Origin of the sequence: Solibacillus sp. FSL R5-0449 (assembly GCF_037975215.1) — a bacterium.
Lineage (GTDB): Bacteria > Bacillota > Bacilli > Bacillales_A > Planococcaceae > Solibacillus.
Window position 1 is genome coordinate 3,475,520 of record NZ_CP150239.1, and the last position, 12,700, is coordinate 3,488,219.

Genomic DNA, 12,700 nt, shown 5'->3' on the forward strand with positions numbered 1-12,700 from the left:
CCTATAAATTCTGGAAAGATTCCCGCAGTGCATCACTGATTGTTTCGACACCAACAACTTGGATGTCCGGCGGGAATTCCCAGCCCCCAATATTGGAAGCTGGAATAAAGGCGCGTTTAAATCCTAGCTTTGCCGCTTCCTGTACACGCTGTTCAATTCTTGAAACACGGCGTACTTCACCAGTTAACCCGACTTCCCCGATAAAGCAGTCTGTCGGACGTACTGTCTGGTCTTTAAAGCTTGAAACAATACTTGTTAATACAGCTAAATCAATCGCCGGCTCATCCAGCTTTACGCCACCGGCAACTTTAATATATGCATCCTGTGCCTGAAGCATCATGCCCATCCGTTTTTCCAATACCGCCATTAATAGCTGTACGCGGTTTTGATCGACCCCTGTTGCCATACGCTTCGGATAATTGAAACTTGTTGGTGTAACAAGAGACTGTATTTCCACCAGGATTGGACGTGTCCCTTCCATCGATGCAACGATCGTTGAGCCGGGAGCACCTTGCGATCGTTCCTGTAAAAACAGTTCGGATGGATTCAATACTTCTTTTAGCCCCCCGTGAAGCATTTCAAAAATCGCAATTTCATTTGTAGATCCAAAACGGTTTTTCTGACTGCGTAAAATCCGGTGGTTATGATGGCGTTCCCCTTCAAAGTAAAGCACCGTATCTACCATATGTTCCAAAATACGCGGACCGGCAATCTGACCTTCTTTTGTAACGTGACCAACAAGGAAAATTGCGATGTTTTTTGTTTTTGCAATACGCATCAGTTCCGCTGTACATTCACGTACTTGCGAAACACTGCCCGGTGCGCTTGTCACTTCCGGATGATGAACCGTTTGAATCGAATCGACAATGACAAATTTCGGTTGTACTTCATCAATTGTTTGATTTAAAAACTCCAGATTCGTTTCCGAGTAAATATAAAGCTCCGGCGTATGTACCCCTAGACGTTCAGCCCGCAGCTTCGTCTGACGTACGGATTCTTCACCCGAGATATATAAAACACGTTTTCCCTGATTGGAAAGAAGCGCCGATACTTGCAGTAATAAAGTCGATTTCCCAATACCCGGGTCGCCGCCTATTAGTACTAGGGAGCCTGGTACAATACCGCCCCCAAGTACGCGGTTGAACTCATTCATTTCTGTAGCGATACGTGTTTCTTCCTGTACTTCCACATGAATAATCGGTGTTGCCTTTGTCGCCGTTGTAGAATGCTGGAACGCACCACGCGGCCCTTTTGTGATGACTTCGACTTCTTCATTCATCGTATTCCATTCACCACAGCCAGGACAGCGCCCCATCCATTTTGCCGCTTCATAGCCACAGCTGCTGCACATAAATTTAGACTTCTTTTTTGCCATTTTGCTAGCTCCTTCGAATGTTTGTTCCTATAATTGTACACGAAACAATATCGAATACCCACTAATCTGCAGCAAACTTCTTTTTCGGTTAGCGTTTTGCATGAAAAGTTATTGTGGTAAAGCCCGTTTCAGCATTGCTACAAATTGTGCACGAGTGACAGGAGCGTTAGGCTTGTAATTGCCTCGATCTCCACCAACGATATTACGATCTGCCAAAGCACTAATGTAGCCCGCTGCCCAATAATCCGGTTTTACATCTTGGAATGTAGCAGTCCCCTTCGCTTCTATTCCCATAGTTAAACTTAAAATTTTTGCAAATTGGCCACGTGTTAACGTATCTTCCGGATTGAAATATCCATCTGAACCATGAATTACATTCGCACGCTGCAGCTTTGTAATTGCGGCCGCATTCGGATGCTTCGCAGATACATCTTTAAACGTCACAGCCGGTACTACCGGTTCGAGTGCATATACTTTTGCAAGCAATGCCGCAACATGTTTACGTTTCATTGGCTCATTTGGACGGAATGTACTATCCGGATAGCCTGAAACAATACCTTTTTGGACAAATTCAATAATTGTCTCTTCAGCCCAGTTGCCTTTAATATCTTTCAATGTTACCGGTTTTGCCGGAATCGGCTGTTCTTCTTCAGGTAATGTTGGTAAAACTGGTACTTGCGGCTGTTCTGGTGTTGGTGTTGGTTCTGTCGGTTTCTCTCCGTTTTTAGAAAAGTAAATTTTAAACGGCTGTTTATTGACACTTCCCCAATTTGTAAAAGGTTTTTTCAGTTCATAATCAGCATATGCAATCAATTCCGATTGTTCCGGATGTGATTGTCGGCCTAAAATAACATTCTCTCCTCTTACATCAATCATATTCAGCTCATTATATGAAAAGGCATCTTCTTCAATATGCGCATTATTCGCAAACAGTGTAATCCCGCCTATCTTGTTACCGTAAAAAGCATGAGACTCAACTTTTGTCACCGTTTCTCCCAGAACTAAATTTTCAAGAAGGTTAAATCTAAAAGCGTTATCTTCAATTGTTTGCAAGCGCTTTGGTAAAGATAATTCGCTAATCCGATTTTCAGAAAAGGCGTCGCTTGGAATCACTTTAATATCACCTTTTATATGCACGGTGTTCAGTCGATTTCTATTAAAGGCATACTCACCCAGCTCTTTAACTGTTGAAGGAATTGTCAATTCATACAGCTGATTGTTGGCAAACGCATATGGTTCAATCGCTGTTACTGATTTTGGAATCGTTAATGCCTTTATTTCATTTTCAAAAAAAGCTTTTTCCGAAATTTTTGTTAGGCTGTCCGGGATGGATACAGCAGAGATTCTGTTTAACATAAATGCCCCTTCCCCAATTGTCTTCAGGGATTTCGGTAAAGTTAATGTGCCCTTTATACTGTTATAGTAAAATGCATATTTCCCGATGCTTTGCAGCGAAGCGGGTAACTTCAGTTCTATTCCATTCTCTCTGCCGGTAAAAGTATAAAACGCATAGTCATCAATTTTTCTGATGGAATCCGGTAATATGACTGTACGGACTGGAGAAACCATATCGGTCGTATTGAACCGGTTCTCCTCTGAAAATGCCGCAAAGCCAATTTCGGTTACAGGTAAACCATCAATTTTAGCAGGAACGGTTATCGTTGTCTTCGATGTCTGACGTTTGTAGTCTGTAATACGTATTTCAGATTTACCGTTATTTTTGAATACTTGATAATAAAAATCTCCTGAGGTTTTTGCAATTTGATCTGTAAACTGAGACGGAAATACAACTTTTTTAAATTGACCGATACGAAGCTCTATTTTTTCAACCGATTTGGGAATAGTCAATGTTGTATTTGCTAATTGTTCATTTTCACTAAATGCATGATGTCCGATTTCCTTTAACCCTTCAGGTAAAATCACGTGTTGTAAATCTTGCCAGTAAAATGCACGCTGACCAATTCGCTTTAAACTTTTCGGTAACGTGACCTGCTTTATATAAGTTGGTTTTATGTCTGTATCTGCATAATCTGTACGCTGAATATAAAATGCCTCATCCGCAATTTCTGTTACAGGCAGCCCTTCGATTGTCTCCGGGATATTCAATATTTCAGGACAGTCGCTTTTACAGCCTAAAATATGTATTTCCTTACCTGCAACAATTTCATACCTCAGCTGATCTGTAGTACTACCCTTAATGCTTGTTGGTGCAACGAAAATGGTCATCAACGCAACCGCTAAGAATACCCCTATTAATTTCTTCATTTCAGTCACCCTTCCTTATTTGGAGAAATTTAAATTCCTGTACTGACGGATTATTTTAAAAAAAGTTTCATTTCCCCAACAATTTTTTCAAAAAAAGACGAAGCAGGAAATATCCAGCTTCGTCTGTTTAACATTAATTTGTTGCTACTTTTTCTTGTGTACGTACAACAAACTCGTCATCTGCATAATCAAGCACGACTGTTTGCGTCTTATCCAATGTACCTTTTAACAGCTCTTCGGATAAGCGGTCTTCCACATGTTTTTGTAATGCACGACGTAATGGACGCGCACCATACTGTGGATCATAGCCTTCTTCAGAAATTTTCTCAAGCGCTGCATCTGTAAGCTGCAGTTCGATATCCTGCTCTTTCAGGCGATTCGTTAAAGAGTTCGCCATTAAGGATACGATTTCTTTTAAGTGATCCTTTTCTAATGAATGGAACACAATCATTTCATCAATACGGTTTAAGAACTCTGGGCGGAACGCTTTTTTCAGTTCTTCCAGCATTGTGCTCTTCATGTCTTTATCTTTCGATGCATTTACACCAGCACCGAATCCAACGTGTTTGCGGTATTTCAGGGCATCTGCCCCAACATTCGATGTCATAATGACAACTGTATTGCGGAAATCGACAACACGACCTTTAGAGTCCGTTAAGCGTCCGTCTTCCAACACTTGCAGTAAAATGTTGAACACATCCGGATGTGCTTTTTCGATTTCATCCAACAGTACAACCGAATATGGTTTGCGGCGGACTTTTTCTGTTAATTGGCCACCATCGTCAAATCCTACATAACCTGGAGGTGAACCGACTAAACGTGAAGTCGAATGTTTCTCCATGTACTCGGACATATCTACACGGATCATCGCATCTTCATCACCGAACATTACTTCAGCAAGTGCTCGTGCCAATTCTGTTTTACCGACACCTGTAGGACCAAGGAAAATAAATGAACCAATTGGACGTTTCGGGTCTTTTAAGCCTGCACGGGCACGGCGGATTGCACGGGAAATCGCTTCTACTGCTTCACCTTGACCAACTACGCGTTTGTGTAATTCTTCTTCAAGGTTTAATAACTTCGCAGATTCTGCCTGAGCGATTTTTGAAACTGGAATTCCCGTCCACATCGCTACAACTTGCGCGATGTCGTCTACATATACTGTAGACTCTTCTTTGCCTTGCTTTTCTTTCCACTCTTTTTTCAGCTGTTCAAGCTCTTGTTTCAGCTTCTGCTCTGTATCACGCAATGCAGCAGCTTTTTCAAACTCCTGACCTGAAACGGCAGCATTCTTTTCAGATCGAATGCCTTCCAACTTATCTTCCAGCTCTTTTAGATTAGGTGGAACAGTGTAAGAGCGTAAGCGCACTTTTGAACCAGCCTCATCAATTAAATCAATTGCCTTATCTGGTAAGAAACGATCTGAAATGTAGCGATCCGATAATTTCGCAGCCGCTTCTACCGCTTCATCCGAAATTTTCACACGGTGATGTGCTTCATAGCGGTCACGTAAACCGTTAATAATTTGGATTGTTTCTTCAACAGATGGCTCATCAACTTGGATTGGTTGGAAACGACGCTCTAATGCGGCGTCTTTTTCGATATATTTGCGGTACTCATCCAATGTTGTCGCACCGATACATTGCAGTTCGCCACGTGCCAATGATGGTTTTAAAATATTCGATGCATCAATTGCACCTTCCGCGCCACCTGCACCGATCAATGTATGAAGCTCATCGATAAATAGAATAATATTGCCTGCCTGGCGAATTTCATCCATCACTTTTTTCAGACGGTCTTCAAATTCCCCACGATATTTCGTACCAGCTACAACTGTACCCATATCAAGCGTCATTACACGTTTATCGCGAAGTGTTTCCGGTACTTCATTATTGATGATTTGTTGTGCCAAGCCTTCTGCAATAGCCGTTTTACCTACACCAGGTTCCCCGATCAGTACCGGGTTGTTTTTTGTACGGCGTGACAGTACTTCAACAACACGTGTAATTTCTTTTGAGCGGCCGATAACCGGGTCAAGTGAACCTTCACGTGCTACCGCTGTTAAATCGCGGGCTAAACTATCAAGAGTTGGTGTATTCACTGTTTGCGTCATGCTTGAATTACCGCTATTATTTGAGTCGTTATTGCCTAATAACAGTAAAACTTGTTGGCGTGCTTTATTGATGCTTACACCAGTATTGGCCAATACGCGGGCAGCAACCCCTTCACCTTCACGAATTAAAGCTAATAAAATATGCTCTGTTCCAACATATGCATGCCCTAATTTACGCGATTCATCCAATGAAAGCTCGATTACCTTTTTAGCACGTGGTGTGTAATGTACGATAGGTCCTACATCTTCAGTTCCTTTTCCAACGAGTTCTTCAATGCCATTTTCAATCATTTGCGGGCTAATATTAATTGCTTCCAATGCTTTAGCGGCAATTCCGCCACCTTCACGAATTAAGCCAAGTAAAATATGTTCAGTTCCGATTTCTTTATGCTTAAGACGAATTGCCTCTTCTTGAGCAAGTTGTAATACCTTTTGAGCACGTTGTGTGAATCGATTAAACATCATAGAAAATCCTCTCCTTTTTCCCCATTGTTTGTAGCTTCATCTTGCTCGTTTAGCTTTTCTTGCAACAGCTTCGCACGATACATGTCGCGCTCAGCCGGTTGTAACGTAGTACCAATATATTGCTGAATGAGTCCAGGTTGCATAATAAGCATGCACTCATTTAGTTTACGCTGGGAAATTGTTTCTAATAATCCTAAACTTACCCCAAGACGCACATTTGATAAACAGCTTGCGGCTTCTTCACTCGTTAAAATTTTTGCATACTTCAAAGTACCGAGTGAGCGGCTTAGGCGGTCTTCCAACACGGAAGGGGCACGCATCAGCAAATTTTTGCGGGCAAGTTCTTCTTTTTTGATTACTTGCTCGACAACATCCTGAAGCTCCTGCAAAATCATTTCTTCTGATTTACCTAAAGTAATCTGGTTTGATATTTGATAAATATTTCCTAAATTTTCACTGCCTTCTCCATATATACCCCGCACTACCATTCCTAATCTTGTCATCATCTGAATTAACGGATTCATCTGCTTCATCATTGTGAGTGCCGGTAAATGGAGCATGACAGAAGCTCGAAGTCCTGTTCCGACATTTGTTGGGCAACTTGTCAAATAACCATAGCGGTCTTCATATGCATACGTAATTGACTTACTTAAGAAGCGGTCAATATTACGAGCCTTATCAAATGCTTCTTTTAAGTTCATGCCTTGCATAAGACTCTGGATGCGAATATGATCCTCTTCATTTACTAATATGCTAATGGATTCATCTTTTGTTAAAAAAAATGATCCAATTTTTTTTCTTCGTGCCAAATTCGGGCTGATTAAATGTTTTTCCACTAATATTTGGCGCTGTAAAACCGGCATATCTTTTATTTGGAAATAGGAAAACTGATATGGATTGTTATCCGAAGATAATAATGACTGCATCATTTTTTCTTCAATCAGTTGTGCTTCCTGTTCTGTAAAACTAATCGGAAATCGAGTATTGGCAATATTACGAGCAAGCCGAATGCGCGTGCTAATGACGATATCTGAATCGCTTTCGTGCTGCATCCAGCTGGGACTGGCATTCGTTAAAAAATGCTCGATGTTCATGCGTTCCCCTCACCTTCCTGTTTTATTTTACTTTCCAATTCCCTTACCTCATCACGTATGGAAGCTGCATCTTCAAAACGCTCTTCCGCAATAGCTTGCTGCAGTGATGATCGGAGCTCTTGGATTTGTTGTTCTACTTTTTCTTTTGAAGGCCCTTCTTCCACATACCCTACATGCTGAGTACCTGCCTGAAGTCGTTCAAGTAGCTGTGGTAATTGCTCGCTAAATGTTTCGTAACATTGGCCGCATCCAAATTTACCTTGCTTTAAAAACTGCCGGTACGTAAACCCGCAGGAAGGGCAGGATTTTGGGCTGTTTGTATTCGTTGTCGTACTTTCTTTTTTTGCATTCACAGGTACAAAATTGAACCAATTTGAAATAAGCTGCTGAAGAGATGCTGGCTCTTCATTTACATCAAATTGAAATGGATGAAATTGAGTAGCACATACTTCACAGTAGTGACGTTCTACTTTTTGCCCATTGTGAACTTGAGTAACGGTAACATTGGCATGACGCTGTTTACAATGCTCACATATCATAATAATCCACCTCTACTTTTCAAAAGAAATCGTTTGTAGCATCGCATGCATAATACGTGCTCTTAGCTGATCACGCAGCGGTAAAGCTACCTGTAATGTGACCCGATCTAAAGCGGCTTTCATGATGCTTCCTTCTCGCTCTGTAATAATATCCTCTTCCAATAACCGGAAAATAATACGTTCAGCATTAGTCTGAGCAATGGCATTACCTATTTGTGTTTCCATTTCGTCCAGTAAATTTTTCTTAGAGTGGATTGTTACACGCAAAATCCGAATATAACCGCCACCACCCCGCTTACTCTCTACATAGTAGCCATGCTCGGTCGTGAAACGTGTATTGATAACGTAATTGATTTGAGAAGGAGCGCAGGCAAATTGCTTAGCTAATTCGTTACGCTTTATTTCAATAAGTCCCTGTCCCTCTAATTCAATAACTTCCTTCAAATACCCTTCAATTATGTCAGATATATTCCTCATGCTGTCTCTCACCTCTCATCAACTGACTTTGACTATCTTTGACTTAAATATACAACATTTATTTTTTGTAATGCAACTAATCACTCTTGTTTTAGGTTTCCCTATTTTTACATTAATAAATCCCTATTTATGTAAAAAAAGCGATAAGGTGTTTTTAAACAAACCTTACCGCTTTTATGAACTTTGCCAGAATGAGGATAAATTATACCCAGCGTCCGACAATTGGATAATTCCAGTGCTGATCAGATAATGCTTTTACAATACCGATAATCGGTGCAATCCAGAAGATGACCAAAAATACTAACAGGAATGGTAAACCAATTAAAACTACAGAAAGAACTCCTGCAATCGCTATTAAAATTCCGAATACAATCTGGAAAAGCAATGCCTGGATTGCTGTACGTTTTACTTCATCTTCAGAACTTATTAAGAAAAACAGAATCGGTACTAGGAATGGTGCAAAGAATGCACTGGCATGTATGATGATTTTCGACCATTTAGATTCCATTTGATATCAACCTCACTTTAGTTTATTAGCTTATTTACGGATAATATTCATAAAAGTTTCATAGAGAGGACAAAAATCCCGAATTTTATTTCGAGATTTTTAAATAACGTCGATATTTAATCAGTATGGGCCTCTATCCTTCGGGTTGTCGCCTTCCTGAGGAAATAAAAAGTAGGAAATAACCGCGGTTAGGATTGTTGCTCCGATAACTATTAATATGCGGTCACGACTGCCTACTTCTGCGTAATTATTAACCAGCATAATATACGATGCAATCGCCACCCCTAGGGACAAAGGTAAAACAAATTTCAAACGCCCTTTATGAAACTTCATCTTTACAACGCCTTTCACTATTTACTGCATCTATTTTAATAGTTATTATCTTACCTTAAATACAAATTACTGTAAATTTTAATTCTTTATAGAAATATTACTGATACTAACCGATATAAACAGTAAAATAGTATTATTTAATAAATATACGAAACGAGGAAGAACATGGGTATTCTGTTTTCAAGAGCAACAAAAGTTTCAAATAAGCCATTTTTTGATATAGCTGAGTACAGTCAGCAAGTAAATTTGGATGTTTCAAACTATCCTAACTTACATAAACAGCTTCAATTACTAAAATTAACGAAAGAGGATTTAGCCGTGATTAAACAGCTGGAGCCTTTTGCACAACAGGTAGTTCCGGTTATGGTGGAAAAGTTTTACGGTGCAATTAGCTTAAGTCCTGAACTCGTAGATATTATAGGAAGCTCAGCTCGAATGGAGCGACTTAAAGGTACTTTAACAAAGCATTTAGAAGCGATGTTCAACTGTAATATCGATTCTAAATACATAGAGGAACGACAAACGATTGCGCATGTCCATGTCAAAATCGGATTGCAATCAAAGTGGTATATTGCATCATTCCAATCGCTAATGACAACGTTTATCGACTTTATCAGTAAAATTGAAATGTCGAATGGAGAAATGGCTAAAGCTATAGATGCCTTTTCAAAGCTAATCAACCTCGAGCAGCAGCTTGTAATTGAAGCCTATGAAAAAGAAGAACAGCGCATTAGTACTGAAAGTTTGGAAATGAAATCCCGAATTGTTGAGCGAATTCAACAAACAGCACAAGAATTAACGCATATTAGTGATCAGACAAATGCCTCGTTACAGGAAATCGCGAGTCAATCTGAAGAAATTGCTTCGAATACAACTCAAGGCTTAAATTTTGTTGCGGAAACGGAAAATAAATCAACGACAGGTACTACCTATTTAATTAACCAAACAGCTATTATGACAAACATTTTAGATCGTGTGGATACACTTGAATCATCAATGGTTAAACTGAGTCAATCATCTAAAAAAATTGCCGAGATTGTTGGATTAGTAACGGGAATTGCCGATCAGACAAACTTGCTTGCATTAAATGCATCTATTGAAGCAGCACGTGCAGGTGAACACGGAAAAGGATTTGCCGTAGTAGCTGATGAAGTTCGAAAGCTTGCTGAGGAAACTAAAAATGCGGTACAGAACGTTTCCCATTTAATTAAAGAAACGGAACTGAGTATTTCACAAATGTCCGATTCTGTATCAAGTGTTGATGAACAAGTAAAAATGAGCGTGGATACACAAAAAAGCTTGGCGGATTCCTTTACATCCATCACAGAAGCCGTACATGGTATCAAAACGCAATATGAAAATACAAATGAAGACATTCATGCCATTTCGTCTGTTATTACCGGTTTAACACATACAACAAACAATGTATTAACTTCATCGGATTCATTGCTCCATATTGTTCAGGAGCTGCATGATTAATTTTATTTAAATACTAAAGGGATACCAAATGTTAATTTGCATTTGGTATCCCTTTTATTATGCACGGCGTTTTTTTGATAATGCCCGCTTTTGTTTTCGATGTTCCTGACGAATCGGGCCTGTTTCAAATAAATGGCGTTCGAAATCTGTTTCTGGTTCAACACCCGGCACTTCTTTCGGCTTGCCGTTTTCGTCAATCGCAACCATCGTTACGAAAGATTCCGTCGTTAATTTCTTTGCACCTGTTTTAATATTTCTTGATACGACCCGTACATACACTTCCATTGAAGTACGGCCTGTCCCGGAAACAACAGCTTCCAACTCAATCATATCACCTGCATAGGCAGAGGATACGAAATCGACTGAGTCAAAAGAAGCAGTAACGACTTCGCCTTGGCAATGTTTCATTGCTGCAATCGCTGCAATTTCATCAATATATGCTAACACTTTTCCTCCGAATATCGACTGATGATGATTTGTATCAGGAGGTAGTACTAATCGTGTCTGGATAGATTTTGAAAAGCTCATCGGCAGAGTATTTTTCATAACCTTCCTCCTTTCTGAACTACACTCCATGTTACTATTCAGAAGATGGAAGTGCTAGTCCAAACTATTCATAATTCAACTTCATTGTAATAAATTTTAAATCGGTCATTTCTTCCACAGCATACTTAATGCCTTCTTTACCGTAACCGCTCATTTTGACGCCTCCATACGGCATATTATCTGTACGGAATGTCGGAATATCATTAATGATGACTGCACCTGCTTCAATCTCTTCGGCAGCTTTCATCGCATCGGTTAACACATTTGTGTAAATCCCTGCATTTAGTGCAAGTTCTGATCCGTTGACAAGGGCAATCGCTTCGTCCAATGTCTCATAAGGTACAATGGATACAATCGGTGCAAACGTCTCTTCACAAACAATTTTCATATCAGGCTTCACATTTGTCATGACAGTTGGTGAGCATGTGCGCTCTGTAAATTCAGCTCCTGCTGCAACGGTTGCCCCATGCTGTTTCGCCTCTTCAATCCAGTTTTTTATACGGCTAACCTCATCAGGATGGATCATTGCACTTACATCCGTTTTTTCATCATGCGGATCTCCGACAACGAGTTTCTTTGTCTCTTCAACAAATAATTTTGTGAACTTCTCATAAATCGAACTATGAACATAAATGCGTTGCAATGAAATACATACTTGTCCGGCAAACCCAAATGCTCCGCCTACACCGCGCTTCATAATTTTTTCAAGCGGTGTTGAAGGTTCTACGATGAGCGCCGCATTTGAACCAAGCTCCAGTGTAATTTTTCGGAGGCCGACTTTTTCTTTAATTTTCAGTCCGACCGCACCACTACCTGTAAATGTCACTTTTTTTACAAGTGGATGTGTTACAATTGTTTCGCTCAATTCGCCGCCGCTGCCTGTCACAATTTGCAATGCGCCATCCGGTAAACCTGCTTCTTTGAAAATTTCAGCCATTACAAGAGAACTTAACGGCGTTTGAGAGGCAGGCTTTAATACAACTGTATTCCCTACAGCAAAGGCTGGGCCTAATTTATGAGCTACAAGATTAAAAGGAAAATTAAACGGTGTAATTGCAGATACTACACCTAATGGAACCCGTTTTGTATAACCGATTCTGTCTTTAACGCCAGGTGCTGCATCCATCGGAATCGTTTCGCCCGTACTTTGTTTTGCCGCTTCTGCAGCGAACTGATATGTTGCAATCGTACGGTCCAATTCGGCAATACCTGCTGAAATCGGTTTAGCCGCTTCATCCGCCAATATTTTTGCAAGTTCCTGTTTACGTTCACGCATAATCGTTACAACTTTATATAGAATTTCCGCACGTTCATAAGCAGTCGTTTTTTTGAATGACTGGAATGTTTGATGGGCACCTTCAATCGCACGCTCCACATCCGCTGCTGTAGCTTTTGCCACATTTGCAAGCACTTCTCCCGTGTAAGGTGCTTTTAACTCTGTTGTTTCTTTTGTACTTTCCCATTTGCCATTAATCCATAATTTAGTCTGTTTCATTTAAATCACTC

At 40.3% G+C, this 12,700-nt stretch carries 10 protein-coding genes; 1 reads left to right on the forward strand and 9 read right to left on the reverse strand.

All coding sequences use genetic code 11. The features are described 5' to 3' along the window. Window position 1 precedes the first annotated feature (1 nt). From radA to MKY27_RS17480, 7 genes are all read right to left on the reverse strand, one after another. A complete protein-coding gene (gene radA / locus MKY27_RS17450) occupies window positions 2-1,375 on the reverse strand; it encodes a DNA repair protein RadA (RefSeq protein WP_079523513.1) in 1,374 nt (457 codons plus the stop codon). A gap of 108 nt (window positions 1,376-1,483) precedes the next feature. Next, entirely contained in the window at window positions 1,484-3,640 is a 2,157-nt protein-coding gene (locus MKY27_RS17455; protein ID WP_339196597.1) for a leucine-rich repeat protein, read from the reverse strand. Between the two features lie 133 nt (window positions 3,641-3,773). Continuing rightward, window positions 3,774-6,218, reverse strand: coding sequence for an ATP-dependent Clp protease ATP-binding subunit (locus tag MKY27_RS17460; protein WP_339196600.1), 2,445 nt, complete (start codon window positions 6,216-6,218; stop codon window positions 3,774-3,776). Then, on the reverse strand, window positions 6,215-7,312 hold the full coding sequence (locus MKY27_RS17465; RefSeq protein ID WP_339174460.1) for a protein arginine kinase: 1,098 nt from the start codon (window positions 7,310-7,312) through the stop codon (window positions 6,215-6,217). The genes MKY27_RS17460 and MKY27_RS17465 overlap by 4 nt, the downstream gene beginning before the upstream one ends. Continuing rightward, window positions 7,309-7,851, reverse strand: a complete 543-nt coding sequence (locus tag MKY27_RS17470; RefSeq protein WP_079523516.1) for a UvrB/UvrC motif-containing protein — start codon at window positions 7,849-7,851, stop codon at window positions 7,309-7,311. Before MKY27_RS17470 ends, MKY27_RS17465 begins: the two co-directional genes overlap by 4 nt. Window positions 7,852-7,863: 12 nt before the next feature. Then, window positions 7,864-8,328, reverse strand: coding sequence for a CtsR family transcriptional regulator (locus tag MKY27_RS17475; protein ID WP_339174464.1), 465 nt, complete (start codon window positions 8,326-8,328; stop codon window positions 7,864-7,866). Window positions 8,329-8,530: 202 nt separating this feature from the next. After that, window positions 8,531-8,836, reverse strand: coding sequence for a DUF4870 domain-containing protein (locus MKY27_RS17480; protein ID WP_339174467.1), 306 nt, complete (start codon window positions 8,834-8,836; stop codon window positions 8,531-8,533). A gap of 498 nt (window positions 8,837-9,334) precedes the next feature. On the opposite strand from MKY27_RS17480, the gene MKY27_RS17485 reads away from it, so the two are divergent. After that, entirely contained in the window at window positions 9,335-10,648 is a 1,314-nt protein-coding gene (locus MKY27_RS17485) for a globin-coupled sensor protein (protein WP_339196603.1), read from the forward strand. 57 nt (window positions 10,649-10,705) lie between these two features. Here the strand turns inward: MKY27_RS17485 and MKY27_RS17490 are convergent, their stop codons facing one another. Both MKY27_RS17490 and MKY27_RS17495 read right to left on the reverse strand, forming a co-directional pair. After that, window positions 10,706-11,194 (reverse strand): acyl-CoA thioesterase, encoded by a 489-nt coding sequence (locus MKY27_RS17490; RefSeq protein ID WP_008407032.1) that lies wholly within the window; start codon window positions 11,192-11,194, stop codon window positions 10,706-10,708. Window positions 11,195-11,258: 64 nt separating this feature from the next. Continuing rightward, window positions 11,259-12,689: an aldehyde dehydrogenase family protein gene (locus MKY27_RS17495; RefSeq protein WP_339196606.1), complete on the reverse strand. Its 1,431-nt coding sequence runs from the start codon at window positions 12,687-12,689 to the stop codon at window positions 11,259-11,261. Between the last annotated feature and the right edge of the window lie 11 nt (window positions 12,690-12,700).